Below are 26,187 nucleotides of genomic sequence, written 5' to 3' on the forward strand. Positions count from 1 at the left end.
CCGGCTGCCTCGGCGCTGTCGCTACTGGGCGCTGTGCGCACCGCCGGCGCTGTGGGCTCCGGCCTTGGCCAGATCCGCCTCGGCCGGTTCGGCAGGCTTGCGAGCTCCGGCGAACGTGAACACCGCGTCCTCGCCGGCGCCCTCGCCGTCCCAGTTGTCGACGTCGACGGTGACGATCTGGCCCGGGCCGATCTCCTCGAACAGGATCTTCTCCGAGAGCTGGTCCTCGATCTCGCGCTGAATGGTGCGGCGCAGCGGGCGCGCACCCAGCACGGGATCGAAGCCCCGCTTGGCCAGCAGCGACTTGGCTTTGTCGGTCAGCTGCAGCGCCATGTCCTTGCTCTTGAGCTGCTTTTCGACCCGGGTGATCATCAGGTCGACCATCCGGATGATCTCGTCGCGAGTCAACTGGTGGAAGACGATGATGTCATCGATGCGGTTGAGGAACTCCGGGCGGAAGTGCTTCTTCAGCTCGTCGTTGACCTTCTGCTTCATCCGCTCGTAGTCGTTCTCGCCGCCACCCTGGGAGAAGCCCAGGCCGACCGCTTTGGAGATGTCGGCGGTGCCGAGGTTGGACGTGAAGATCAGCACGGTGTTCTTGAAGTCGACCGTGCGGCCCTGGCCATCGGTGAGCCGGCCGTCTTCGAGGACCTGCAACAGGCTGTTGTAGATCTCCTGGTGCGCCTTCTCGATCTCGTCGAACAGCACCACGCTGAACGGCTTGCGCCGGACCTTCTCGGTGAGCTGACCGCCCTCCTCGTAGCCGACGTATCCAGGCGGTGCGCCGAACAACCGCGACGCGGTGAACCGGTCGTGGAACTCACCCATGTCGATCTGGATGAGCGCGTCGTCGTCCCCGAACAGGAAGTTGGCCAGCGCCTTGGACAGCTCGGTCTTCCCGACCCCGGACGGCCCGGCGAAGATGAACGAACCCGACGGGCGCTTGGGGTCTTTCAGCCCGGCGCGGGTACGGCGAATCGCCTTGGAGACGGCCTTGACCGCGTCCTCCTGCCCGATGATCCGCTTGTGCAGCTCCTCTTCCATGCGCAGCAGGCGGGTGGTCTCGGCCTCGGTGAGCTTGAACACCGGGATACCGGTCCAGTTACCCAGCACCTCGGCGATCTGCTCGTCGTCGACCTCGGCGACCACATCGAGGTCGCCTGAGCGCCACTGCTTTTCGCGCTCGGCACGCTGTGCCACCAGCTGCTTCTCCCGGTCACGCAGGCTGGCCGCCTTCTCGAAGTCCTGCGCGTCGATCGCCGACTCCTTCTCGCGGCGGGCCTCAGCGATCTTCTCGTCGAACTCGCGCAAGTCTGGCGGAGCGGTCATGCGGCGGATCCGCATCCGGGCACCGGCCTCGTCGATCAGGTCGATGGCCTTGTCCGGCAGGAACCGGTCGTTGATGTAGCGATCGGCCAGGGTAGCCGCCGCCACCATCGCCGAATCGGTGATCGAGACCCGGTGGTGGGCCTCGTAGCGGTCCCGCAGACCCTTGAGGATCTCGATGGTGTGCTCCACCGTGGGCTCACCGACCTGCACCGGCTGGAAGCGACGCTCCAGGGCGGCGTCCTTCTCGATGTACTTTCGGTACTCGTCGAGCGTGGTGGCGCCGATGGTCTGTAGCTCACCGCGGGCCAGTTTGGGTTTCAGGATCGACGCGGCGTCGATCGCCCCCTCGGCGGCCCCGGCGCCGACCAGGGTGTGCAACTCGTCGATGAACAAGATGATGTCGCCGCGGGTGTTGATTTCCTTGAGCACCTTCTTCAGGCGCTCTTCGAAGTCACCGCGGTACCTTGACCCGGCGACGAGTGAGCCCAGATCCAGCGTGTAGAGCTGCTTGTCCTTCAGCGTCTCGGGGACGTCGCCGTGCACGATGTTCTGTGCCAAGCCCTCGACGACGGCGGTCTTGCCGACGCCGGGCTCGCCGATCAGCACCGGGTTGTTCTTGGTACGACGGGAGAGCACCTGCATCACCCGCTCGATTTCCTTCTCGCGGCCGATGACAGGGTCGAGCTTGCCTTCCATCGCCGCGGCGGTCAGGTTGCGACCGAACTGGTCGAGCACCAACGACGTCGACGGGGAGCCGGATTCTCCGCCGCGGCCACCGGTACCGGCCTCGGCGGTCTCCTTGCCCTGGTAGCCGCTCAGCAGCTGGATGACCTGCTGGCGCACCCGGGTCAGCTCGGCGCCGAGCTTCACCAGCACCTGGGCAGCCACACCTTCGCCCTCACGGATCAGCCCGAGCAGAATGTGCTCGGTGCCGATGTAGTTGTGGCCGAGTTGCAGCGCCTCCCGCAGGGAGAGCTCCAGCACCTTCTTGGCGCGCGGGGTGAACGGGATGTGGCCCGATGGCGCCTGCTGGCCCTGGCCGATGATCTCCTCGACTTGGCTGCGAACGCCTTCCAGCGAGATCCCCAACGACTCCAACGACTTAGCGGCTACGCCTTCGCCTTCGTGAATCAACCCCAGCAGGATGTGCTCGGTGCCGATGTAGTTGTGGTTGAGCATCCGGGCCTCTTCTTGCGCCAGGACGACGACCCTGCGGGCACGGTCGGTAAATCTCTCGAACATTGGTGGTTACCTGCTCTCCCTCACCATCGGTACAACGACGGGCTTTAGGTCGGTCCCTGCGTACCTGCCATCCACTGTAGTGGTCGACTGGCCGGGGTTCCTACCTCACGGTCAGCGCAACAAGGCAACGCCGAGAATGCCCGAAACGTTTCCCGGATTAACGGGTGATCAGTTCGCCACCAGCGAAAGCGCTCCGATATCAGGTAGCGGCGTGGAAAGCGTCGATGACGTCGGCTGGGATACGGCCCCGCGTCGACACGTTGTGCCCGTTGCGGCGGGCCCACTCCCGGATCGCCGCGCTCTGCTCGCGGTCGATGGCGCCGCGGCCACGACCCGAACCGGAACGTCCCCGGCGGCGGCCACCGACACGACGGCCGGCTTCCACCCACTGCTTCAGGTCGTTGCGCAGTTTTGTTGCATTTTTGCTTGAAAGGTCAATCTCATAGGTCACACCGTCGAGGCCGAATTCGACTGTTTCGTCGGCGGCACCCTCACCGTCGAAATCATCGACCAAGGTGACGGTAACTTTCTTCGCCATTAGCTCCCACCCTCGACTTTCCTGTGCACTTGGTGTGCAAGTTTCGTTGAACACCCCTTGAGCACCAATCTGCCATACAAAGGCACGGTGTTCAATACCGCCGCCGCGGGACAGTTCAGTTGCCGTGCGGACGAACAATCGGGAACAAAACGGTCTCCCTAATTGACAGGCCGGTCAAGGCCATCAACAACCGATCGATACCCATTCCCGTTCCGGTGCACGGCGGCATACCATACTCGAGTGCAGTAAGAAAATCTTCGTCGAGCGCCATCGCCTCGTCGTCGCCGGCCGCCGCTGCACGAGCTTGGGCCGCGAATCTTTCCCGCTGTATTACCGGGTCGACCAATTCGGAATAGCCGGTGGCCAGTTCGACGCCGCGCAAGTAAAGATCCCACTTCTCGGTGACACCCGGAATGCTGCGATGCTGACGCGTCAATGGCGTTGTCTCAACCGGGAAATCCCGGACGAAGGTCGGTGCGGACAAGCCGGCGCCGACGGTATGCTCCCACAGTTCCTCGACCAGTTTTCCGTGTCCGTAGCCGCGATCGGCGGGAATTTCGACGCCGAGCTCCCCGGCGAGGTGCAGCAAGCGATCAACCGTCGTGTCCGGGGTGATCTCTTCACCGACCGCATCGGATAGGGACGGATACATTTGTATCGAGGTCCATTCTCCGTCGATATCATAGACACTGCCGTCGGGCAGTGGCAGTTGACGAGTACCTATCGCCTCATCGGCCACCTGTTGAATGAGTTCGCGAGTGACAACTGCCGAATCGTCGTAGGTTCCATAGGCCTGATAGGTCTCCAGCATGGAAAACTCCGGGGAATGCGTGGAATCTGCCCCTTCGTTTCGGAACACCCGATTAAGTTCAAAGACTCTGTCAAACCCGCCGACCACACAGCGCTTCAGGAACAGTTCCGGCGCGATGCGAAGGTACAGATCGATGTCGAGTGCATTGGAGTGTGTGACAAACGGGCGGGCGGCCGCGCCACCGGCCAAAGTTTGCAACATCGGCGTCTCGACTTCAAAAAACCCGCGTTGTTCCAGTGCCGTCCGTATCGCGCGGATGACGGCGATTCGCTGACGGGCGACCTCGCGGGCCTGCGGGCGAACGATCAAGTCGACGTAGCGCTGGCGGACCCGCGACTCTTCGTTCATCTCTTTGTGCGCGACCGGCAGCGGCCGCAGCGCCTTCGACGCCATCTGCCAGGAGTCGCCGAGCACCGACAGTTCGCCGCGGCGTGAGCTGATCACCTCGCCGTGCACGTAAACGATGTCGCCGATGTCGACGTCGGCCTTCCACGCGTCCAGGGCGTCCTGCCCGACCCCGGCGAGGCTGATCATCACCTGCAGCTGGGCGCCGTCACCTTCCTGAAGCGTCGCAAAGCACAATTTGCCGGAATTGCGAATGAAGATCACTCGGCCTGCGATGCCGACGACGTCACCGGTCGTCGAGTCCGTCGCCAGATCGGGGTATGCGGCCCGGACCTCGGCCAGGGTGTGGGTCCGGTCGAGGACGACGGGGTAGGGGTCGCGGCCTTCCGCCAACAGCCGAGCGCGCTTGTCCCGGCGAATCCGATACTGCTCGGGGATGTCGTTGGGAAGGTCTTGACCGGCGGAGCTCACGACCTGCCAGCTTAGAGGAGCGTGTTTTGGCCCGTGACAGCGTCGACTGTGCGCTCAAGCCGCGAAACAGAAGCCGCGGTCGTTATCCATGCCCGATCACAGCCCTGGCTTCTGTTTCGCGAAAAATCAGCGCGCGGTCTTGAGCCGGCCGCGCTGACTTTCGCGATTGCGTTCGAACACCAGGTGCAGACCCTGCAGGGTCAGGTGTTGGTCGTAGTGGTCGACGGAGTCCAGTTCGGCTAACAGCAGCGGCGCGGTGTGCCCGGTGGCCACCACCGTCACGTTGTCACCGCCGAACCCGTCCACATCGTCTCGGATGCGCTGCACCAGGCCGTCGACCAGCCCGGCGAAGCCGAACACCGCACCGGACTGCATGCATTCGACGGTGTTCTTGCCGACCACTGAGCGCGGCCGGGCCAGTTCGACGCGTCGCAACGCCGCCGATCGCGCGGCCGCGGCGTCGGAGGACACCTGCACCCCGGGCGCGATGGCGCCGCCGAGGAATTCGCCCTTGGCGGACACCACATCCACGCAGATCGACGAACCGAAATCGATGACGATGGCTGCGGTCTTGTACTTGTGAAAAGCGGCCAGGCAGTTGACAATCCGGTCGGCACCGACTTCTTTGGGGTTGTCGACCAGCAGTGGGATACCGGTGCGTACGCCGGGCTCGATCAGTACGTGCGGTACCGACGGCCAGTACTGCTCGAGCATGATCCGCACCTCGTGCAGCACCGAGGGGACAGTGGACAGCGCCGATGCGCCGGTGAGCCGTTCAGAATCGTCACCGATCAGCCCGTCGATGGTCAGCGCCAGCTCGTCGGCGGTGACTTCGGATTCGGTGCGTATCCGCCACTGCTGCACCACTTTTGTGTGCTCTTTGGAACCAGAGAGCAGCCCTACGACGGTGTGCGTGTTGCGGACGTCGATCGCGAGTAGCACGGCTATCGCGGGGAGAGCAGGTCGGAGGCGTCATCGGGCACGAACGCCGGGTCGTGCCCGAGGTCGATCGGACGGTTGTCGGCGTCGACGAAAACGATCCGCGGCCGGTAGCTGCGGGCTTCCGCGTCATCCATGGTCGCGTAGGCGATCAGGATCACCAGGTCACCCGGATGAACCAGATGCGCTGCGGCGCCGTTGATCCCGATCACCCCGCTGCCGCGTTCGCCGGTGATGGCGTAGGTGACAAGGCGGGCGCCGTTGTCGATGTCGACGATGGTCACCTGTTCGCCTTCGAGCAAGTCGGCCGCGTCCATCAGGTCGGCGTCGATGGTCACCGAGCCGACGTAGTGCAGATCAGCGTGGGTGACGGTGGCCCGGTGGATCTTCGACTTGAGCATGGTCCGTAACATCAGTTCCTCCAAGATATTTGGTTATGCATTGCGGGCTCTCGCCCGTCGATGCCGACGGTGGTTCCGATTTCAATGGCGATGTTGTCCAAAAGTCGGGTCGTGCCAAGCCTGGCGGCGATCAGCAGGCGACCGGGACCGTGGGCCGGCGCCGGCCCGAGGGCGGGGTCGCGCACTTCTAGGTAGTCGACCTCGATCGCCGGTAGCTCAGCGAGCACAGCGCCGGCTGCCGCCAGCGCGGCCGCCGCGCCGGCCGGCGCAGCGTGCATTCCGGCCACCAGTGCGGCCGACAGCGCCCCAGCCAGCTCCCGCTGGTGCGGATCGAGGTAACGGTTACGCGATGACATTGCCAGCCCGTCGGTTTCACGCACGATCGGCACCCCGACCACCGTTACTCCGACGTTGAGATCGGTGACCATTTGCCGTACCAGCACCAGCTGCTGATAGTCCTTCTCGCCGAAGAACACCCGATCGGGCCGCACGATCTGCAACAGTTTGAGCACGACGGTCAGCATGCCGGCGAAATGCGTTGGCCGGGAGGCACCTTCAAGTTCAGCCGCTAACGGCCCCGGATGTACGGCAGTGCGGGGGCCGTCCGGATACATCGCCGTGACACTGGGCGTGAAGACGACGTCCACACCTTCGCCGCGCAGCAACGCCAGATCGTCTTCGAGGTTGCGAGGGTAAGCGTCGAGATCTTCACCGACGCCGAACTGCAACGGATTGACGAAGATCGACACCACGACCACCGAACCAGGCACCCGTTTGGCGGCACGAACCAGGGCCAGGTGCCCGTCGTGCAACGCCCCCATAGTCGGCACCAGCATCACCCGGCGACCGGTGTGGCGTAGCGCGCGGCTGACGTCGTTGACATCACTGGGCGCCGAGTACACGTTGAGCTCATCGGGCCGAAACGCCGGCGCCTTGCGGTCGATCATTGCGCCAGCACCTCGAAAACCTGCTCGGGCGCGTGCACGCGCTCGGCGGTGCGCAGCGCGTTCACTCGGTAGGCCTGGGCCAGCCACGGATCGAGCGCGGTCAGCGCGGACAGGTGGCCGGCCAGCGCGTCGGCGTCGGCGCGGGCCACCGGCCCGGTCAGCGCGGCCTGACCGCGTTGCAAAGTGTTCTCCAGCGCGGCGCGGGCCAGCGGGCCAAGGACGCGTTCGGCAAGTCCGCCGGGCTGGTTGTCGACCAGCTGTTGCCCGAGGAGTTCCTGTCCGGACAGCGAGGATCGCAACGCGTCCAGCGCGTCGCCGATCACCGTGACGATGTGGTTGCCGGCGTGGGCCAGCGCGGCGTGATACAACGTGCGCGCTTCCTCGCGGACCCGGAACGGCTCACCGCCGATTTCCAGGACCAGCGATTGGGCGATTGCGTAGCCGACGTCGTCTGCGGCGGTGACCCCAAAACAGGTCCCCGCCAGCCGGCCGATGTCCTCGTCGGACCCGGTGAATGTCATCGCCGGATGAATGGCCAGCGGAATGCAGTCCTGCTGGGCCAGCGGCGCCAGCACGCCGATGCCGTTGGCGCCGGAGGTGTGCGCCACGATGGCCCCGGGGCGTACAACCGAGGTAGCGGCCAGGCCGGCCGCCAGCCCGGGCAACTCGGTGTCCGGCACCGCCAACAGCAGCAGCTCAGCGGAACCGGCCACTTCGGGCACCGGAGACACCGGGGTGTCGGGCAACCAACGCTCGACTCGCTGCCGTGAAGCCCTGGAGACGGCGCTGCATGCCACCACGACGTGGTCGACGCGTTCCAGGGCGACACCTAATGCGGTGCCTACCCGGCCCGCGGAGATGATGCCCACTTTGAGCCGGGCCGGGCGCAATCCGTCGAACTGCACCATCGCAGACGACCCTCACAAGTTCGTTAGTTCGTTCCAGTCCCGCGACGCAGGTACCGGACGGTCAGCAAAACTCTACCGTGGTGCAGACCGATGACGCGACGTGGCGTGCGCCACGTTCAGTCTTCGCGGCGACGGCGCCGCCCGCCTCCACTAGGGCTGGCCTGTAGCCGCGCCAGGAGTTCGGCGACCGACTGTCCGCCGGTGTGTAAGCCCTCGGAATCCGATGACGAATCGGCGCCACGGTGCCGAGCGGCGGGCTGCGGTGGCGGCGACATGGCCGGTGCCGGCTGGCCGTGGGGTGGTGTCCGCCCGGTATCTGCGGCGGCTTCCGCAGAATGGCGCGCCCTAGCGCGACGATCCGATTCACCGAATTCCCAACCGCTTTCGACCTCACCAGGTTGGGCTGCCACCGGCTGGCCCGGGCTGGAATGCCGTCCTCGGCGCTCGGCTGGCGGCGGTGCAGCCAGCGTGGGTTCACGAACCGCGCTGTCGTCGGCCACCGTGCTGCTGTCGTGCCTGGAACCGGATGCCCAATTGCTGCCAGGCACCCCCGGCGGCAGCCATCGTCCCTCCGCTCCGACGGGCTGCCAGTCGCTGGCTGCAGTCTGCGGGGCGGGCTCCTCGACCGGAGACGACCATGCCGGCCGCTGCTCTTCCGGCTGCGGCGGTTGCGGCGGTGGCGGCGGTGGCGGCGGTTCGAATCGCGGCTCGTCGGGTGGCGGCTGGAACGCGTACCGCCGGCGGGCACGCTGCCGTGGTTGCGGTTCGTCTTGCGCCTCAGCGTCCGACCAGCCGCCTCGCGGCTGTGACTCGGGCGGTGTCCAGTCGGCGGACGACGGCTGCTGGCTCCGGGATTCGGCCTGTTGCCAGTGCGAACCCCGGTAAGCCGGCGGCTCGTAGGGTTCGCTCGCTTGGTAGGCGTCGGGCGCCTGGTAGACGTAGGCACTCTGTCGCGGCGGGGGCGCCAGCGGCTCCTCGGGAACGTCGATGATCGAGTTGTCTTCGGCCCGCTGCGCAGTCTGTTCCGCGCGCACCGAGGTCACTCGGCTGATCCGATCTCGCGGGCTCTCGTCTTCGCGCTCCCAGTCGCTGTAGCCCCGTACGGGTTTGCGTTCGGTCTCCAACGCCGGCCGGTTGTCGAGTTCGGCGTCGAAGAGGATCTCAAGGTTGGTGCGCAACGCCGACAGCTCGGCCCGTAGCGCGGCGACCTCGTCGGCTGCTTGGGCGCGCAATTCAGAGGCCAGTTCGCGACGCAGCTGGGACTCCACGGTCAGCTCGTACTCGCGACGCGCCGAGATTTCCCGATCCAGCTGCAGGTCGTAGACCAGTTTCAAGTCTCGCGCTCGAGCCTGATCCACATCGCTTTGCCGCCGATAGATCACCGACACGAACGCGGCGACCACGGCGGCCCACAGCGCCAGGATCACCGCGAGTTTGAGAAGCTCCACCCGATTGGTGAAAACCAGTGCGGAACTGGCTCCGATCGCGAGAACCAGCAACGCCGTCAACAATGGCCAACCCGGCCTGCGGCCGCCGCGCCGGACCCGGGCGCCGCGGGACAGAACGGTCATGGCCCGACTGTACCGGGCCGAGGTCACTCCGCGTGTCGCCGCACTCCGGCGATTCTCACCTGGACTGATTGTCCGGCTCGTTCTCACCCCGCTCGGCGGGCTGCCCCGTCGCCGGGCGCGCTAACTTTGCGCGCCCTCGCCGTGTTCGGTGGGGTCGTGCGGCGACTTGCAGCAATGTTGTAACCACAACGCGGCAACCGTCAGCGCCAGCGCGCTGAGGGCAGCCACCGCGGTGCCCGCGGTGTCGTCGCCGGCCACTCGAAGCCACGATCGCTTCGGCAGCAGGTACACCAGAACCCCGACCCACCAACCCAGCATCAGGGCGCCCACCCACGCCGAAGCCTTGGCGATCACCAGGCTGCGGGCCACCGCCAGCGGATGTAGCCGGCCCGACCCGTCGCCGATCTCGCCGTCGCTGATCTTGACCCGCACGTAGCGACCCCACAGCGCTTCGGCGACGGCGACCGCCAGCAGCGACAGCCCGGTCCATACGGTGATCGGCGGAAACCAGCGGTACAGCAGCACCACCACCAGGTATCCGGCTACCGCCGCACCGATCACCGCGGCCGTCAGGTCACGTTTGCGGGTGGGTCCCATCAGGCTCCCGGGGGCGTGAGCGCCAAATCGGTCAGTCGCACGCCGGCGCGGTCGGCGGGATCCAGCTCGGCGAGCAACTTGGCGATCGGCCGCTTGTCGCCGGCCACGGTCAGTTCCGCGTCCGGTTCGACCGCCAGCCAGGGCACCATCACGAATGCGCGCAGATGGGCCAACGGGTGCGGCAGGGTTAGGCCGTTGTCCCGGGAGAACAGCTCGGTGCCGTCGTCGTAGCAAGCGATCAGGTCCACGTCGAGGGTGCGCGGTCCCCACCGCTGGCCACGCACTCGTTCGGCCGCCTGCTCCATTTCCTGAGCACAGCGCAACCAGCCCTGGCCGTCGAGCGCCGGGTCGTCGGCAATCAGCACCGCATTGAGAAACGGCCCCTGTTCGACGCCACCCCAGGCCGCGGTCTCGTACACCGGTGAAATGGCCCGCACGTTTTCGCCGAGTCGGTCGAGCACCGATTGCAACCGGGCCAGCCGATCCCCGAGATTGGAACCGATCGACAACACGACGCTGGTCATTGGCGCCGCCCTCCCGCCGGAATCACAGAGCCGCGGCCGTTGCGTCGCGACCGTCGGGCGACCACCGCCACATCGGCGAAGGTCTGTGGAATTGGGGCCTGCGGCTTGTGCACGGTCACCTCGACAGCGTGTACTCGCTTGTCGCCCATCACGTCCTCGGCGATCTCGGCGGCGACGGTTTCGATCAGGTTGCGGGCCGGCCCGGCGACGATGTCGGCCGCACGCTGGGCAAGCGCGCCGTAGTCATAGGTGTCGGGCAAGTCGTCGCTGGCTGCGGCGTCGGCCAGATCGATCCATACGACGATGTCCACGACGAAGTCCTGACCGTCGGTGCGCTCGTGTTCGAAAACACCGTGATGGCCGCGAACAGTCAAGCCGCGCAACTCGATTCGATCAGCCATCGGTCCCAGCCTGTTCCCAAGCCGCCAGCACCTTGAGCGCGTCGACCGAGGCTTGCACGTTGTGCACCCGCACCCCCCACGCACCGTGCAGCGCGGCAAGCGCCGACACCACCGCGGTCGCCGTCTCACGCCCGTCGGGTGGTCGCGCCGCACCGTCCGGGTCGGCCAGCAAGGTGCCGAGAAATCGTTTGCGCGAGGCCCCCACCAAGACCGGGACCCCGGTAGCCACCAACTGCGGCAGCGCATGAAGCAGCGCCCAATTGTGTTGCCCCGTCTTGGCAAATCCCAGCCCGGGGTCGATGATCAGTTTCGCCGGCTCGACGCCGGCGCTCACCGCGTTGTCGACGCTGGCAAGCAGTTCGGCGCGCACGTCGGCCACCACATCGTGGTAGCCCGGCACCTGATGCGAGACCGATCGCCAGTGCATCAACACCCACGGCACACCGGCTTCGACCAACAGCGGCGCCATCGCGGGATCGGCACGCCCACCGGACACGTCGTTGACAATCCGCGCGCCATTGTCCAACGCCACCTGCGCCACAGCGGCGTGCATAGTGTCGATGCTGACCGTAACGCCTTCTGCTGCAAGAGCTTTCACGACAGGTACCACTCTGGCCGCTTCGATTCGGGCGTCCAGCCTGATCGAGCCGGGACGGGTCGATTCTCCGCCGACGTCGATGATCGATGCGCCCTGGGCAGCCATGGCCAGGCCATGTTCGACGGCGCGGTCAGCGTCAAGGTAGCGGCCGCCATCGGAGAACGAGTCGTCGGTGACGTTCACCACTCCCATGACTTGGACGCGTGTCGTGCTCACTTGCGCAAAATGAGCTCGAGCGCTTCGGCTCGAGATGCCTGGTTGGTCTTGAACAGACCCCGCACGGCCGACGTAGTGGTGATCGCCCCGGGCTTGCGCACCCCGCGCATCGACATGCACAGATGCTCGGCCTCGATCACCACGATCGCGCCACGCGGATCGAGCTTTCGCATCAGCGCGTCGGCGATCTGCGCGGTAAGCCGTTCCTGCACTTGCGGCCGCTTGGCGTACAGGTCGACCAATCGGGCGATCTTGGACAGCCCGGTCACCCGGCCGTCGGATCCGGGGATGTAGCCCACGTGCGCCACCCCGTGGAATGCCACCAGGTGGTGCTCGCAGGTCGAGTACAGCGGGATCTCCTTGATCATCACCAACTCGTCGTGTTGTTCGTCGAACGTGGTGTCCAGCACCGAGTCGGGGTCGGTGTAGAGCCCGGCGAACATCTCTTGGTAGCTGCGGGCGACCCGCGCCGGAGTGTCCTCCAGGCCGTGCCGATCCGGGTCCTCGCCGATCGCACAGAGCAATTCGCGGATCGCGGCCTCGGCCCGCGGTTGGTCGAACTTCGGTGCGTGCAGGTTGGCGATGCGGGAACTCGGCTGCGCTGTGAACGCCATCGAAGCCTCCGTCTTGGTCAGCCGCGCGCCGGCGGGTTGGACCGACTCGGGTCCCCGCCTTGCTGCTCGGGAGGCGGCCCGGTCTCCGGAGTTGGTTTACCAGGCGGCGGATACGGCGGATACGGCGGATAGGGCTGACCCTGGTGGCCTGCGTAGTGCTGCGGTGGCGACCAATGCGGCGGCTGCGGCGGCGGCGGTGGATAGCGATAACCCGGCGGCTGCTGCTGGGGCGGCCAACCGGGGGCGTGCCAACCGGCCGGCGCACCATAATCGGGCTGGGTCGGGCGCGCGGCAACCGGCTCGTCCGGGCCATGCGAACCATTGGTCCCGTTGGTGCCTCGTTCGGTCTCGGTCTGCGCGGCTTCCCGGGACGCTTGCGCGATCGCGGCTTTGAAGGCCGGCTCCGGTGCGGGCTGCGGCCACGGCTCGCCGCGCTCGATGGCCAACTCGCCGGGTGTCTTGATCGGCGGCTTGTCTGACGGGATACGACCACCGAAGTCGTCGAACATGGTTAGCCGCGGACGCTTTTCGACGTCGGCGAAGATCGCCTCGAGTTCGGCGCGGTGCAGGGTCTCCTTCTCCAGCAGCTCGCCGGCCAAGGTGTCGAGCACGTCGCGGTATTCGGTGAGGATCTCCCACGCCTCGGTGTGTGCGGCCTCGATGAGTTTGCGAATCTCCTCGTCGATTTCGCGGGCCACCTCGTGTGAGTAGTCCGGCTGAGTACCCATGGTCCGGCCCAGGAACGGGTCGCCGTGTTCGGTGCCGTATTTGACCGCGCCCAGCCGCGAGCTCATTCCGAACTCGGTGACCATCGCGCGGGCGACCTGGGTGGCCTTCTCGATGTCGGACACCGCGCCCGTCGTCGGCTCGCGGAACACCAGCTCTTCGGCGGCGCGACCGCCCATCGCGAACACCAACTGGGCGATCATCTCCGAGCGGGTCCGCAACCCCTTGTCGTCCTCGGGTACTGCTACCGCATGGCCGCCGGTGCGCCCGCGGGCCAGGATCGTCACCTTGTAGACCGGGTCGATGTCGGGCATCGCCCAGGCCGCCAGCGTGTGCCCGCCCTCGTGGTAGGCGGTGATCTTCTTCTCCTGCTCGCTGATGATCCGGCCCTTGCGGCGCGGGCCACCGATCACCCGGTCGACGGCTTCCTCCAGCGCGGCGGCGGTGATCACGGTGCCGTTCTCGCGGGCGGTCAGCAGCGCGGCCTCGTTGATGACGTTGGCCAGATCGGCGCCGGTCATGCCGACGGTCCGCTTGGCCAGCCCGTCGAGGTCGGCGTCGGGTCCGATCGGCTTGCCCTTGGAATGCACGCGTAGCACCGCGCGGCGGCCGGCCAGGTCGGGGTTGGACACCGGGATCTGGCGGTCAAACCGGCCGGGTCTTAACAGCGCCGGGTCGAGGATGTCGGGCCGGTTGGTGGCCGCGATCAGGATGACTCCGGCGCGTTCCCCGAAGCCGTCCATCTCGACCAGCAGCTGGTTCAGCGTCTGCTCGCGCTCGTCGTGGCCGCCGCCCAGCCCGGCGCCGCGCTGACGGCCGACGGCGTCGATCTCGTCGACGAAGATGATGCACGGGTTGTTCTGCTTGGCCTGCTCGAACAGATCACGGACCCGGGAGGCGCCGACGCCGACGAACATCTCGACGAAGTCGGACCCTGAGATGGTGAAGAACGGGACGCCGGCCTCGCCGGCGACGGCGCGCGCGAGCAGCGTCTTACCGGTTCCCGGCGGGCCGTAGAGCAGCACGCCCTTGGGGATCTTGGCGCCCAGCGCCTGGTAGCGCGCCGGGTTCTGCAGGAAGTCTTTGATCTCGTAGAGCTCCTCGACCGCCTCGTCGACGCCGGCGACGTCGGCGAAGGTGGTCTTGGGCATGTCCTTGGAGAGCTGCTTGGCCCGCGATTTGCCGAAGCCGAAGCCCATCCGGGCCCCGCCCTGCATGCGAGAGAACATCACGAATAGGCCGACCAGCAGCAGCAACGGCAGCACATATATCAGTAGTGAGCCCAGGATGTTGCCCTGGTTGACGACGGTGCTGACCTTGGTGTTTTTGCTGCTCAGCGCGTCGAACAGCGGGACGGCGTAGCCGGTGGGGTACTTGGTGATGACCTTGTCGGAGCCCTCGGTGTCACTGTCGGCCTTTTTCAAGGTCAACCGCAGCTGCTGCTCACGGTCGTCGATCTGGGCGCTTTTGACGTTGTCGGCCTTGATCTGGGCGACCGCGACCGAGGTGTCGACCGGCTGGTAGCCGCGGGTGTCGTCACTGAAATAGAAGAATGACCAGCCCAGTAGCAGCACGACGGCAATCGCCGTGAGAGTGCGGATCACATTTTTCCGGTTCATCAATCATCGGCCGTGCCGGCCAGGTCCTTCCCCGATACACGCAGCTCGAATAGTCCAGGCTACCGCCCGTGGCGCGCCCGGCGACGATGCGGGCGGTGCGCCGCCCGCGGAGGAGACGGGCAGCTGGCCTGGGCCAGCGCGGTGGACGGCGAACGCGGCAGGTCGTCACCGCGTTGTCCTAATTGAAACGAACGACAGTTCCCGAGGCCTCCCGAGTCCGTCGCGCCGGGCGCTGGTCGGACCCTTCCGGGCAGGCCGGGCGTGTGCTTTGGTGAGACACGTGCCTGATACCGCCCACTCGACCGAACGCCTCATCGAAACCAACGGTGTGCGATTGCACACCGTTGAAGCGGGCGAGCGCGGCGCACCCGTCGTGCTGCTGGCCCACGGATTTCCCGAACTGGCCTACTCCTGGCGGCACCAAATCCCGGCGCTGGTCGCCGCCGGATATCACGTACTGGCCCCTGATCAGCGCGGCTATGGCCGCTCCAGCCAGCCGCCGAACATCGCCGATTACAACGTCGCCGAGCTGTCCGCCGACCTGATCGGCTTGCTGGATGACGTCGGGGCCGAGCGCGCGGTGTTCATCGGACACGACTGGGGTGCTCCGGTGGCCTGGAGTTCCGCACAGCTGCACCCTGACCGGGTGGCGGCCGTCGTCGGGTTGAGCGTCCCTGCGGTGCCCCGAGCTCAGATTCCGCCGACACAGGCGTTCCGCAAGCTCTTCGGCGACAAGTTCTTCTACATGCTTTATTTTCAGGAGCCCGGTGTGGCCGACGCCGACCTGGGCGCTGATCCGGCAAAGTTCTTGCGTCGGATGATGGGTGGTTTGCAGCCGCGCGGCGACCAGGCGGCCGCGGCACGGATGATCCAGCCCGGGCCGGAGGGCTTCGTCGAGCGGCTGCCCGATCCCGATGGCCTGCCCAGCTGGATCAGCGCCGCCGAACTCGACCACTACATCTCCGAGTTCACCCGCACTGGCTTTACCGGCGGCCTGAACTGGTACCGCAATCTGGACCGCAACTGGGAGATCCTGGCCAACCCGGTGGCCGCCACCATCGCGGTGCCGGCGATGTTCGTCGCGGGCGCCGACGACCCGGTGTTGGGGTTCACCCGCCGCGACCGTGCGGCCGAGGTGGTGACCGGCCCCTACCGCGAGGTGCTGATCGAGGGCGCCGGGCACTGGCTGCAGCAGGAACGCCCGGACGAGGTCAACGAGGTGCTGCTGGACTTTCTCACCGGATTGGAGCTGTCGTGAATCGTCCACTGAACTTCGGTGTCTTCATCACACCGTTTCACCCGACCGGCCAATCGCCGACGGCAGCACTCGAGTACGACATGGAACGGGTTGTCGCGCTGGATCGGCTGGGGTTCGACGAGGCCTGGTTCGGTGAACATCACTCCGGCGGCTACGAGCTGATCGCCTGTCCCGAGGTGTTCATCGCCGCGGCGGCCGAACGAACCAAGCATCTTCGGCTGGGCACAGGAGTGGTATCGCTGCCGTACCACCATCCGCTGATGGTCGCCGACCGCTGGGTGCTGCTGGATCATCTGACCCGCGGCCGGGTGATGTTCGGCACCGGTCCGGGCGCACTGCCGTCAGACGCCTACATGATGGGCATCGACCCGGTCGAGCAGCGCCGGATGATGCAAGAATCCCTGGAGGCGATCCTGGCCCTGTTCCGCGCCGCACCCGGTGAGCGGATCGACCGGCACTCCGACTGGTTCACCCTGCGCGATGCGCAGTTGCACATCCGTCCCTACACCTGGCCATATCCGGAAATCTCTACCGCCGCAATGATTTCACCGTCCGGACCTCGGCTCGCGGGTGCCTTGGGGACGTCGCTGCTGTCGCTGTCGATGTCGGTGCCGGGAGGCTATGCAGCACTGGAAAACACCTGGGAGGTGGTCCGAGAACAGGCATCGAAAGTTGGCCGTGTGGAACCGGACCGCACCGGCTGGCGGGTACTGGGCATCGTGCATCTGGCCGACAGCCGAGATCAGGCGATCGATGACTGCACTTATGGATTACAGGATTTCGCGAAGTACTTCGGCGCTGCGGGGTTTGTCCCGCTGGCGAATCTGGTCGAGGGAGCGCAGTCGCCGCGCGAGTTCGTCGAAGACTATGCCGCTAAAGGCAATTGCTGTATCGGCACACCCGACGACGCGATCGCCTACATCCAAGACTTGGTGGACCGCGCGGGCGGTTTCGGCACCTTCCTGTTGCTCGGCCATGACTGGGCATCGCCTTCCGCCACTTACCATTCGTATGAATTGTTCGCGCGCAAGGTGATTCCACATTTCAAGGGACAGCTAGAAGCGCCGCGGGCTTCTCACGAATGGGCTCGTGGCATGCGCGACCAGCTGTTAGGCCGGGCCGGTGAGGCGGTGGTGAAGGCGATCAGCGAGCACACCGACGAACTCAAGCTGGAAAGCGAGCAGAGCTAGTGCGGGCAGCGGTGCTGCGCGCCGGCCGCATGGTCTACCGCGACGACGTCGCAGATCCGGTGCCTGGACCGGGCCAAGTGCTGGTCTCCGTGCGGTCGTGCGGAATCTGTGGCTCCGACTTACATTTCGCGGCGCACGGCGCCGAGATGCTGGCGCTGACCGAGCAAATGGGCGCGGGCGCCGGCGGCATGCACATCGACCTGGACCGCGACGTCTTCATGGGCCACGAGTTCAGCGCGGAGGTGCTCGAAGCCGGACCCGACACCGACACGCATCCGCCCGGAACACTCGTTACGTCGATCCCGGTACTGCTATCGACCAAGGGAGTCGAACCGATCTTCCAGTCCAACAACACGATCGGCGGCTATGCAGAACGCATGCTGCTTTCGGCGCCGCTGCTACTGCCGATACGCAACGGACTGGATCCGCGACATGCCGCACTGACGGAGCCGATGGCCGTCGGGCTGCACGCCGTCAACAAGTCGGGCGTCCAGCGCGACGAGCCGGTGCTGGTACTCGGCTGCGGCCCGATAGGCATCGCGATCATTGCGGCGCTGCGGATGCAGGGCGTCGAAACTATTGCGGCAGCTGATTTCTCACCACGACGGCGTGACCTCGCTACCACGATGGGCGCGCATCAGACGATCGACCCCGCGACGGGGTCACCGTTTGACTCAGTCACGCCGAAAGTGGTGTTCGAGGCGGTCGGGGTGCCGGGAATCATCGACGACGTGATGCGGCGGGCCCAGCCGGGTACTCGCCTTGTCGTGGCCGGTGTGTGCATGGAAACCGATGCCGTGCACCCGGTCTTCGGCATTGCCAAAGAGATCAACGTGCAGTTCGTTCTCGCCTACGACCCGGCGGAATTCGCCGAGGCGCTGCGGGCAATCTCCGAAGGTGACATCGACGTGAGCCCATTGATCACCGGCGAGGTTGGCCTCGACGGAGTCGGGGCGGCGTTCGACGAACTGGCCGATCCCGAGCGGCACTGCAAGATTCTCGTCACGCCGTAAGCATCCGTCGCCGACGGTGTGGCCCCCGCCGCAGACCTACACCGATATGTGTCGGATCGCTGCGACGATCCTTCCCGGCGCCGTCTACCGTCGGCACCTGCAGTGGCGCTACTCCCTCGTCTGGCGTAAGCCCGCGCAGCGGGTTGAGTCGGCGGCGCCGTGAGGTGAGCGGTAGTTGTCGGAGCCGCAGTTATGATCGAAACTATGTTCGATACCCTCACGGATCCGCTGGCAGTCGCGGGTATCGGTGACCCCGCGTCGATGGCCGATCTGGATCCGTCCCAGCTGGTGGCCGCAGTGGAGTCGTCATATCGGCTGGAGTCGATCTTGGTGGCGCGACGCCTGGCGGCGGTGGGGGCACTGCTGCGCCATCGAGTCGCCGCGAGCCAACGTGCCGAGTCGGCGCGCGGGTATGCGGTGATCGACGGCTACGAACAGACCACCGCGGAGGTGGCGGCGACGATGAACCTGTCGCCGGCGGGCGCGTCCTATCTCGTGTCGCATGCCGAGGCGCTGGACGTCCGACTGCCGAAGGTGGCCGCTCTTCTTGCCGAGGGGCGAACCGATTGGCGCACGGTGCGATTGATCATCAGCCGCACCGACCTGATCACCGATGATGCGGTGATAGCGAAACTCGACGAGTCGCTGGCCGAGCGCATCGGTAAATGGCACAGCTGGTCAAAGCAGCGCATCGTCAACGCCGTCGACGCCGCAGTGCGGTTAGCCGATCCCGACGCCGCTCGCGAGCGCCGCGCCCGAGCGGAAAACGACCGCTACGTCGGGGTCACCGCCCGGGACAACGGGATGGCCGAGATTTACGGCACGGTCGCCGCAGCGGCAGCAACCGCATTCGACCGCCGATTGTCGCAGTTGGCCAAGCAGGTGTGCCCGGACGATCCGCGGACTTTGGATCAACGTCGCGCCGACGCCCTGGCGGCGCTGACCGAAGGCCGCCAATTAGCGTGCCGCTGCGGACAACCGGAGTGCCCCAGCAGAGTCGCTATTGATCGCGATCCAGGCGGCGCGCAGGTGGTCGTCACCGTGGTGGCCAGCGAGGCGACTGTCAACGGCGAAAGCGATCGACCCGGATATCTGGATGGCTACGGCGTCATCGACGCCGAGCAGGTGCGCGAGCTCGCCGCGGCGACCGCATCGCTGCGGCCCGCCGATCTACAGGCCAGTGCCGCCGAAGCGCTGCGATACCAGCCCTCAGCCGCGCTCGAACGTGCCATCCGGTGCCGTGATCTCACCTGTCGCTTCCCCGGTTGCCATCGCCGGGCGACGCACTGCGATATTGATCATACCGTTCCGTTCGACCACGCCAACCCCGCGGCGGGCGGGCTGACGGTAGCGTCCAATCTGAAATGCCTTTGCCGACAACATCATCGGTTGAAAACGTTCGGCGGCTGGCGTGATGAGCAGCTGGACGATGGAACGGTGATCTGGACGTCGCCGACCGGACAGATATACCGGACAAGTCCGGCCGGTGCTGATCTATTCCCCCAACCTCGCGCGCCGGCGTGTGCGGCGCCGGCCCCGAGCAGACGCAGCAGAGCAAAACAACGAAGTGTCCGAATCGCTCAGGCACGCAAGCATAACCGCGAGCAGCGGCCCGTCAACGAGGCCCGTCGCCGCCTGGAAGAAGCGCGTGCGAAGGAGATCGCTGACCGAAAGTTCCGAAACCACATGCGTGACATGTTGTTTCTCTTCAAGGGCCAGCCGAGTACCAGCCCGTTCTGTACGTGGGTCAACGACCCGCGCGAACCCGAAGAACTGCCGCCGGACTGGACGCCCGATGAACCGGAAATAGAGCCCCTCCCCGACGACCCGCCGTTCTGAGGCACTGATCAGCGGTTTGTCTGCGCGGCAAGGCCTTGCGGTTCAGCAGGCGGGTAGCCGCCCGCCGCTTGCAGCTGTCGTGACCACGCACCGATGAGGCTGACCAACTCGTCGAGGCCGCGGCCCAGCGCAGTGGTGATTGGCGCGCATCCCTCGTCGGTGACCACCTCGATCGCCTCTCGGGCCGTCAGCCCGGCGTCGGTGAGCGCGCCATCACGAATCAGCCCGCGTGACTGCAGGCGGTCTTCGGCCACAGCGAGGTCTGCGTCGTTCCAGGCCCTGGTTCGGATATAGCTGCGCAATGGCAGCCCCCAGTAGAGCTCGGTGATCAGGCCGACCTCTACAGCACCGAAACCCGCAGTGGCCCGTCCTCGCCGGACTGGGCCTGCCCCGAGAAGGGTTCGATCGCGATGGCGAGCACTCTCGCCGGGGTGACAGTCATGTGCGGCAGTCCTCGCATAGGGTGCCAGTCATGCTGCGTCTCCTATTCGCATTGGGTCTCGTCGCGGCCGCGCTGTCGGCGTGCGATAGCGGTCCCGGCCCAGTCGGTGACAATCCGCGTCAGGTGACGGTCGTTGGCGCCGGCAACATCCAAGGCCTTCCGGACACGCTCACTGCTGATGTCGGCATCGAGTTCATTGCGCCGGACGTTACCTCGGCGATGGATCAGACCAACGACCGTCAACAGGCAGTCATCAACGCAGTGACCGACGCCGGCGTCGACGCCAAGGACATCAGCACCACCAACGTCAGTGTTCAGCCGCAGTACAGCGGCGGCACCGAGAACATCACCGGCTACCGCGCCAGCAACTCGATCCGGGTCAAGATCCGCAAGCTCGACACGGCATCGCACGTGCTGACGGTCGTCGTCGGCGCTGGGGGCGACGCCACCCGCCTCAACTCGGTCAGCTACTCCATCGAGGACGACTCACAGCTCGTCAAGGACGCGCGGGCGCGGGCATTCCAGGACGCGAAGGACCGCGCCGGCCAGTACGCGCAACTGTCCGGACTCAGCCTGGGCAAGGTGATCTCGATCTCGGAGGCATCGGGTGCGCCGCCCATGCCGACGCCGATGCCACGATCGCCGATGGCGGCCGAAGTGCCGCTGCAACCCGGCCAGCAGACGGTCAGTTTTTCGGTCACCGCAGTCTGGGAGCTGCGCTAGTCCTGGTAGATCCGCGGATCGAGTGTTCCGATATAGGACAGGTCGCGGTACCGCTCGTCGTAGTCCAGCCCGTATCCCACGACGAACTCGTTGGGAATGTCGAAGCCCACGTACGCGATTTCAACGTTGGCGCGCACGGCGTCCGGCTTGCGCAGCAGCGTGCACACCCGCAGCGACCGTGGTCGCCGGGTGGCCAGGTTGCGTCGCAGCCACGACAACGTCAGGCCGGAGTCGACGACGTCCTCGACGATCAGCACGTCACGATCATTGATGTCGCGGTCGAGGTCTTTAAGGATGCGCACCACTCCCGATGATGACGTCGACGACCCGTAGGAGCTGACCGCCATGAATTCGAACTGTGTCGGCAGCGGAATCGCACGCGCCAGGTCGGTGACGAACATGACGGCGCCCTTGAGCACCGTGATCAGCAGCAGGTCCTGCCGCTCGCCAGTGGCCAGGTCGCGGTAGTCGTCGCCGATCTGCGCCCCGAGCTCAGCGGTGCGGGTCTGGATCTGTTCCCCGGTGAGCAGCACCGACTTGATGTCGCCCGGGTACAGCTCGGCCGAGTCGCCTGTCACCACCACAGCCTAGGTTGTCCGCGGTTGTCTGCGACGACCCGTCCCCCTCGCCGCTACGCGGCTGCGGGTACCACCAGCGCCCGGCTTCACCGCGTTTGCGTTCGCCGCCGGATCGGCTCCTGTCGCAGCGTCAGCACGCCACCACAGCGGCCAGCGACCAGCCGCTGACCGCGCAGCGTCGAGCCGACGGCCACCCCGCCCTGGCCTCGCCAGCCGGTAACCAGGAGGTCTACCCCGCGGATCTGCTTGTCGGTCAAGCCGATTGCCCCGCCGGCCAGTAGCCAGCTGCGAATGACTCCGCGGCGAATCGGGTCGGGCAACGCCGTCAACGCTTGCGCGTCCAGGCCCTCGCCTTCTGCCGAGGCGGCCAGCGCTTGCACGATCAACGCGTCGATCAACTCGGTGTCCTCGCGCAAGGCGGTCGCGGTGCGTGCCAGCGCTTCGGCCACACCTCCGCCAAGTACCTCCTCCAGCAGCGGCAATACCTCGTGCCGCAGCCGTGTCCGGGTGAATCGACGGTCGAAATTGTGCGGATCCTGCCACGCCGACAGTCCCAGTTGTGCGCATGCGGCGTGTGTCAGGCGGCGCCGCGCCCCCAGTAGGGGCCGGCACCACGGCGGGTCATGCGCCCGCATTCCAGCGATCGAACGGGCCCCCGAACCGCGGCCCAACCCCAGCAGCACGGTTTCGGCTTGATCGTCGAGGGTGTGACCCAGCAGCACCGCACAAACACCGCGGGCCTCATCCAGCGCACGGTAGCGTGCGCTGCGCGCTGCCGCTTCCGGTCCCCCGTCACCCGTCACATGTACGGAAAGCACTTGGGCTTCAACGCATCCCAAGTCGAGCGCTTGAGTGCGGGCAGCGGCGGCCACAGCAGCGGAACCGGTCTGCAGGCCGTGGTCGACGATCAGCGCGGTGGTCGGCAACAGGTCAGCGGCAACCGCGGTGAGCGCCAATGAATCTGGGCCACCGGAAAGCGCCACGCACCAACGTTCGGTATCCGCGAGGTAGGTCTTGGCGAACGCCGCGACAGCCGCGTACAGCTCGCCTACAGCACCCGATCGATCCATCGCCCGGGGTCTTCGATCTCGGTCGGCAAGGGCATCGTCTCGGGGCCCGTCCAGATCGTGTTGAACCGCTCCATCCCCACCCGGCCCACCACGTGGTCGACAAAGGCCTTACCCCGGGTGTACTGACTGATCTTGGCATCGATACCCAGCAATGCACGCAAAAGACGTTGCAGCGGCGTTTGTTTGCGATGTCGGCGGTCGTCGAACCGGCTCCGGATCGTCGCGACGGACGGCACCACCACCGGTCCGACCGCGTCCATCACGTGATCGGCGTGGCCCTCCAGCACAGTGACAAGCATCAAAAGTTGATCTAGGGCCTGACGCTGCGGTTCAGACTGCACCGCGCGCATCAGTCCCAGCACACCCGAAGCGTGGGCGTCGGGACCACCGGACGATTCGCCGCGGCCGCGAACGAGGTCGGCCAGCCGCGCCACAATTTGACTGACGTCGTCGGCGCTATCTTGGGTGAGCACCCCAAGCGCGTGTGCCATGTAGCCCGATAGCCAGGGGTTGGCAGTGAACTGCACCCGATGGGTGACCTCGTGCAGGCACACCCACAGCCGGAAATCCGAAGGCTCCACCCGCAATTGACGCTCGACCGCGAGGACATTGGGATACACCAGCAGCAGGCAACCGGTGTCGTCTGCGAACGGGTCGTACTGGCCGAGGATGGCGGATGCGGCGAACGCCAACACGGCACCGGTCTGCGCGCCGGTGACCCGGCCGCTGACGAATCCTCGCGGCTTGTCGGTTCCGCCCGTCATGACCCGCATCGACTCGGCTGCCGCACGGACCCATGCCGGCCGGTCCACGATGCGCGCGTCGGGAACCACGTCGCTGGTCTGCAGACCAGTCACGTCGCGCACCGGCGGTTCGGCCGCCTTTGCAGCACCGGCCAGGTCGTCGATGATCTGGCGGCGGGTGTAGTCGGTGGCGGGTGGGCCGGTGCGCGCCAGCCATTCGCCGACGGTGGCCGCGAATCGCCAGTCCACGGCGCGCCCGACGGTCAGCTCCGATGATGTGGTCACGCCACGCATCCACATGACCATAGGGCCGCAGCCAGGTTGTCGATCGCGATGCGACCGGTCGGGCCGGCCTCGTTGGAGATCAGCGCGAACGTCAGCACACGTCCACTCCTGTCGGTGATCACCCCGGCCAACGCATTGGTGGCGGTCAGCGAGCCCGTTTTGGCGCGCAGCCAGCCGGCCGCGGGACCGGGCCTGAAGGTGGGATCCAGGAAGCGGTCGGCCAGCGTGCCGCTGCCGCCGGCGATCGGCAACACATCCAGCAACGGCCGCAGCTCGGGCTTATCCGGGCCGGCCGCGGCCTGGACGACGGCGTCGAGGGCCTTAGCGGTCAGCCGGTCGTCGACCGACAACCCGCTGGAATCCTGCAACGACGCGCCGGCGATGTCGATATGCGCTGTCCTCAGCCGATTGGTCACCGCGTCCACCGCACCGGCGAAGCTGAGCGGCCGGTGCAGAGCCGCCGCGACTTCGCGACCAATGCATTCGGCCATCACGTTGTCGGAGGCGTTCATCATCTCGTACAGCCGCTGGATCAGCGGCGCCGACTGCACGGCGGCCAGCTGCTGGGCGCCGGCCGGCGCGGGATGGGCGGCGATCGTCACCCGTGTCGGGTCGACCCCGAGTGCGACGGCCAACGCCTGGCCTGCGTCCAGCGCCGGGCTGTGCGACCGGCTCGAGTCGGTCGTCGCCGGTTGCACGCGTCCGGCGTCGAGCATCACCGACTCGATCGGGGCGACGTCGCCGCCTTCGATGTCGCCGGGATCCCAGCCCGGTGCCACTTTCGGGCCGCTGAATACCGAGGTGTCGACCTGCACGGCGGTCGGTGTCACGCCACTGCGGCGGACCTGATCGGCCAGATCACTGATGCGGGCCGCGCCGTGATACCACGTCTGCTGGCCAGGCGGCACCGCCGAGAGTGTCGGATCACCACCGCCCACGAGTATGACGACCCCCGGCTGGCTGGCCGCGACCACCCGGGTGGTGACCCGCGCCGCACGGTCGAGCGAGAGCAGCGCGGCCGCGGCGGTAAGCGTTTTGTTCGTCGACGCCGGTTGCAACGGCAGGCTGTCCTGCTGCTGCCAGAGTTCCTTGGCGGTGAGCGCGTCGGTGACCCGCCCGCCCAGCCGCCCCAGATTCGGGTCGGCCAATGCCGCCGCCAGCGCAGCGGACAAGCCCCCGACGGTCGGCATCGCGGCGGTATCGGCCACCGGCACGACACCAGGTTGCGCGCTCACCGCAGGTGGCGGAGGGGGGATGTGGGCACCACTGGCGCCGCGACCGCTCGCGGTGAACAACGCGGCCGCCGCCACCACGAGGGCAACAACCGCCAACACGGCCGCCCCCACGATCAGGTGGGTGGATCGCCGCCACTGTGTGGGACGCATGACTCTCCTGACTCTTCCGGTCCCATTCTGCCCAACCGCTCACAGACCGACCGGGCGCGATCGGGTCGCAGCGCGCTGCATTAGGGTTACTCCGACGTCAGCCAACGACCAGTTGACCCCACGAAGGAGCCGAGCCGGTGCAATTCGACGTGATCATCGAAATCCCGAAGGGCCAGCGAAACAAGTACGAGGTCGATCACGATACTGGTCGGATTCGGCTGGATCGCTACCTCTACACCTCGATGGCGTACCCGACCGATTACGGCTTCATCGACGACACGCTCGGCGAGGACGGCGACCCGCTCGACGCGATGGTCTTGCTGCCCGAGCCGCTGTTTCCCGGTGTGCTGGTGGAAGCCCGGCCGGTCGGGATGTTCCGGATGACCGACGAAGCCGGCGGCGACGACAAAGTGCTGTGTGTCCCCGCGAAAGATCATCGCTGGGATCAGATCAACGACATCGAGGACGTGCCCGCCTTCGAGTTGGACGCCATCAAGCACTTCTTCTCGCAGTACAAGGCGCTAGAGCCAGGCAAGTACGTCAAGACGGCTGACTGGGTTGGGCGCACCGAGGCCGAAGCTGAGGTGCAGCGCTCGATCGAGCGGTTCAAAGCCGGCGGGCACTAGGGGCGATCGCAAGCGCGGCGGAGCCGGGCGCAGCGGGTCGCCACCGGCACTAAGTGGCGATCGCAAGCGCGGCGAAGCCGGGCGCAGCGGGTCGCCACCGGCACTAAGTGGCGATCGCAAGCGCGGCGAAGCCGGGCGCGGCGGGTCGCTAATCCGTTGTCAGCCGCCCCATTTGGCGGCTTCGGCTTGGTCGCGGGCCAGCATGGCCATGGTGTTGGCCTCATGGGTGCCCGCCATG

Annotated in this window: 25 protein-coding genes and 1 pseudogene; 6 read left to right on the plus strand and 20 right to left on the minus strand. The window is 66.5% G+C overall.

Features of this window, described 5'->3' with window-relative positions; genetic code table 11:
• Nucleotides 1-21 precede the first annotated feature (21 nt).
• The 14 genes from clpC1 to ftsH form a co-directional block, all read right to left on the minus strand.
• Nucleotides 22-2,571: an ATP-dependent protease ATP-binding subunit ClpC gene (gene clpC1 / locus A5707_RS14235; RefSeq protein ID WP_065015109.1), complete on the minus strand. Its 2,550-nt coding sequence runs from the start codon at nucleotides 2,569-2,571 to the stop codon at nucleotides 22-24.
• 199 nt (nucleotides 2,572-2,770) lie between these two features.
• A complete protein-coding gene (gene lsr2 / locus A5707_RS14240; protein ID WP_065015110.1) occupies nucleotides 2,771-3,109 on the minus strand; it encodes a histone-like nucleoid-structuring protein Lsr2 in 339 nt (112 codons plus the stop codon).
• Between the two features lie 115 nt (nucleotides 3,110-3,224).
• Entirely contained in the window at nucleotides 3,225-4,736 is a 1,512-nt protein-coding gene (gene lysS, locus A5707_RS14245; RefSeq protein ID WP_065015111.1) for a lysine--tRNA ligase, read from the minus strand.
• Between the two features lie 126 nt (nucleotides 4,737-4,862).
• Nucleotides 4,863-5,678 carry a type III pantothenate kinase gene (locus A5707_RS14250; protein ID WP_065015112.1) on the minus strand — a complete coding sequence of 272 codons (816 nt, stop codon included), beginning with the start codon at nucleotides 5,676-5,678 and terminating at the stop codon, nucleotides 4,863-4,865.
• Nucleotides 5,679-5,680: 2 nt separating this feature from the next.
• Nucleotides 5,681-6,088, minus strand: a complete 408-nt coding sequence (gene panD / locus A5707_RS14255; RefSeq protein ID WP_065015134.1) for an aspartate 1-decarboxylase — start codon at nucleotides 6,086-6,088, stop codon at nucleotides 5,681-5,683.
• Nucleotides 6,088-7,023 carry a pantoate--beta-alanine ligase gene (panC, locus tag A5707_RS14260; protein ID WP_065015113.1) on the minus strand — a complete coding sequence of 312 codons (936 nt, stop codon included), beginning with the start codon at nucleotides 7,021-7,023 and terminating at the stop codon, nucleotides 6,088-6,090. The genes panD and panC overlap by 1 nt, the downstream gene beginning before the upstream one ends.
• Nucleotides 7,020-7,931 carry a Rossmann-like and DUF2520 domain-containing protein gene (locus A5707_RS14265; RefSeq protein WP_065015114.1) on the minus strand — a complete coding sequence of 304 codons (912 nt, stop codon included), beginning with the start codon at nucleotides 7,929-7,931 and terminating at the stop codon, nucleotides 7,020-7,022. Before A5707_RS14265 ends, panC begins: the two co-directional genes overlap by 4 nt.
• Nucleotides 7,932-8,047: 116 nt before the next feature.
• Complete coding sequence (locus A5707_RS14270) at nucleotides 8,048-9,502, minus strand: DUF6779 domain-containing protein (RefSeq protein ID WP_065015115.1); 1,455 nt, start codon at nucleotides 9,500-9,502, stop codon at nucleotides 8,048-8,050.
• 120 nt (nucleotides 9,503-9,622) lie between these two features.
• Nucleotides 9,623-10,099: a DUF3180 domain-containing protein gene (locus tag A5707_RS14275; RefSeq protein WP_065015116.1), complete on the minus strand. Its 477-nt coding sequence runs from the start codon at nucleotides 10,097-10,099 to the stop codon at nucleotides 9,623-9,625.
• Nucleotides 10,099-10,623, minus strand: coding sequence for a 2-amino-4-hydroxy-6-hydroxymethyldihydropteridine diphosphokinase (gene folK / locus A5707_RS14280; protein ID WP_065015117.1), 525 nt, complete (start codon nucleotides 10,621-10,623; stop codon nucleotides 10,099-10,101). Before folK ends, A5707_RS14275 begins: the two co-directional genes overlap by 1 nt.
• The gene (gene folB / locus A5707_RS14285) at nucleotides 10,620-11,024 is read right to left on the minus strand and encodes a dihydroneopterin aldolase (RefSeq protein WP_065015118.1); all 405 of its coding nucleotides are present in this window, start codon (nucleotides 11,022-11,024) and stop codon (nucleotides 10,620-10,622) included. Before folB ends, folK begins: the two co-directional genes overlap by 4 nt.
• The gene (folP, locus tag A5707_RS14290; protein WP_197495333.1) at nucleotides 11,017-11,838 is read right to left on the minus strand and encodes a dihydropteroate synthase; all 822 of its coding nucleotides are present in this window, start codon (nucleotides 11,836-11,838) and stop codon (nucleotides 11,017-11,019) included. Before folP ends, folB begins: the two co-directional genes overlap by 8 nt.
• Nucleotides 11,835-12,452, minus strand: coding sequence for a GTP cyclohydrolase I FolE (gene folE / locus A5707_RS14295; RefSeq protein WP_065015119.1), 618 nt, complete (start codon nucleotides 12,450-12,452; stop codon nucleotides 11,835-11,837). The genes folP and folE overlap by 4 nt, the downstream gene beginning before the upstream one ends.
• A 17-nt stretch (nucleotides 12,453-12,469) precedes the next feature.
• Complete coding sequence (gene ftsH, locus A5707_RS14300; protein ID WP_065015120.1) at nucleotides 12,470-14,797, minus strand: ATP-dependent zinc metalloprotease FtsH; 2,328 nt, start codon at nucleotides 14,795-14,797, stop codon at nucleotides 12,470-12,472.
• 280 nt (nucleotides 14,798-15,077) lie between these two features.
• Here ftsH and A5707_RS14305 point away from each other — a divergent pair, with 280 nt between their 5' ends.
• The 4 genes from A5707_RS14305 to A5707_RS14320 all read left to right on the plus strand — a co-directional run bounded on the left by A5707_RS14305 (nucleotide 15,078) and on the right by A5707_RS14320 (nucleotide 20,097).
• Nucleotides 15,078-16,055 (plus strand): alpha/beta fold hydrolase, encoded by a 978-nt coding sequence (locus A5707_RS14305; RefSeq protein ID WP_065015121.1) that lies wholly within the window; start codon nucleotides 15,078-15,080, stop codon nucleotides 16,053-16,055.
• The gene (locus A5707_RS14310; RefSeq protein WP_065015122.1) at nucleotides 16,052-17,245 is read left to right on the plus strand and encodes an LLM class flavin-dependent oxidoreductase; all 1,194 of its coding nucleotides are present in this window, start codon (nucleotides 16,052-16,054) and stop codon (nucleotides 17,243-17,245) included. Before A5707_RS14305 ends, A5707_RS14310 begins: the two co-directional genes overlap by 4 nt.
• Nucleotides 17,245-18,258: a zinc-binding dehydrogenase gene (locus A5707_RS14315; RefSeq protein WP_065015123.1), complete on the plus strand. Its 1,014-nt coding sequence runs from the start codon at nucleotides 17,245-17,247 to the stop codon at nucleotides 18,256-18,258. Before A5707_RS14310 ends, A5707_RS14315 begins: the two co-directional genes overlap by 1 nt.
• A 261-nt stretch (nucleotides 18,259-18,519) precedes the next feature.
• Nucleotides 18,520-20,097 carry an HNH endonuclease signature motif containing protein gene (locus A5707_RS14320; protein WP_065015136.1) on the plus strand — a complete coding sequence of 526 codons (1,578 nt, stop codon included), beginning with the start codon at nucleotides 18,520-18,522 and terminating at the stop codon, nucleotides 20,095-20,097.
• An 8-nt stretch (nucleotides 20,098-20,105) separates the two neighbouring features.
• On the opposite strand, the gene A5707_RS14325 is transcribed toward A5707_RS14320, so the two are convergent.
• The gene (locus A5707_RS14325; protein ID WP_419866428.1) at nucleotides 20,106-20,399 is read right to left on the minus strand and encodes a helix-turn-helix domain-containing protein; all 294 of its coding nucleotides are present in this window, start codon (nucleotides 20,397-20,399) and stop codon (nucleotides 20,106-20,108) included.
• A gap of 170 nt (nucleotides 20,400-20,569) precedes the next feature.
• Here A5707_RS14325 and A5707_RS14330 point away from each other — a divergent pair, with 170 nt between their 5' ends.
• Nucleotides 20,570-21,262 carry an SIMPL domain-containing protein gene (locus A5707_RS14330; RefSeq protein WP_065015125.1) on the plus strand — a complete coding sequence of 231 codons (693 nt, stop codon included), beginning with the start codon at nucleotides 20,570-20,572 and terminating at the stop codon, nucleotides 21,260-21,262.
• On the opposite strand, the gene hpt is transcribed toward A5707_RS14330, so the two are convergent.
• The 4 genes from hpt to dacB all read right to left on the minus strand — a co-directional run bounded on the left by hpt (nucleotide 21,259) and on the right by dacB (nucleotide 25,323).
• Complete coding sequence (gene hpt / locus A5707_RS14335; RefSeq protein ID WP_065015126.1) at nucleotides 21,259-21,846, minus strand: hypoxanthine phosphoribosyltransferase; 588 nt, start codon at nucleotides 21,844-21,846, stop codon at nucleotides 21,259-21,261. The two genes, A5707_RS14330 and hpt, sit on opposite strands and share 4 nt — an antisense overlap.
• An 80-nt stretch (nucleotides 21,847-21,926) precedes the next feature.
• Nucleotides 21,927-22,910 (minus strand): tRNA lysidine(34) synthetase TilS, encoded by a 984-nt coding sequence (gene tilS, locus A5707_RS14340; protein ID WP_065015127.1) that lies wholly within the window; start codon nucleotides 22,908-22,910, stop codon nucleotides 21,927-21,929.
• Complete coding sequence (locus A5707_RS14345) at nucleotides 22,889-23,947, minus strand: zinc-dependent metalloprotease (protein WP_419866429.1); 1,059 nt, start codon at nucleotides 23,945-23,947, stop codon at nucleotides 22,889-22,891. Before A5707_RS14345 ends, tilS begins: the two co-directional genes overlap by 22 nt.
• On the minus strand, nucleotides 23,935-25,323 hold the full coding sequence (dacB, locus tag A5707_RS14350; RefSeq protein ID WP_156657934.1) for a D-alanyl-D-alanine carboxypeptidase/D-alanyl-D-alanine-endopeptidase: 1,389 nt from the start codon (nucleotides 25,321-25,323) through the stop codon (nucleotides 23,935-23,937). Before dacB ends, A5707_RS14345 begins: the two co-directional genes overlap by 13 nt.
• A 137-nt stretch (nucleotides 25,324-25,460) precedes the next feature.
• Here dacB and A5707_RS14355 point away from each other — a divergent pair, with 137 nt between their 5' ends.
• Nucleotides 25,461-25,949, plus strand: coding sequence for an inorganic diphosphatase (locus tag A5707_RS14355; protein ID WP_065015128.1), 489 nt, complete (start codon nucleotides 25,461-25,463; stop codon nucleotides 25,947-25,949).
• A 159-nt stretch (nucleotides 25,950-26,108) separates the two neighbouring features.
• Here A5707_RS14355 and A5707_RS14360 read toward each other — a convergent pair.
• Nucleotides 26,109-26,187 (minus strand): annotated as a pseudogene (locus A5707_RS14360) (WXG100 family type VII secretion target); the annotation flags it as partial.

The organism is Mycobacterium kyorinense (assembly GCF_001672775.1).
In the GTDB taxonomy this organism is placed as follows: domain Bacteria; phylum Actinomycetota; class Actinomycetes; order Mycobacteriales; family Mycobacteriaceae; genus Mycobacterium; species Mycobacterium kyorinense_A.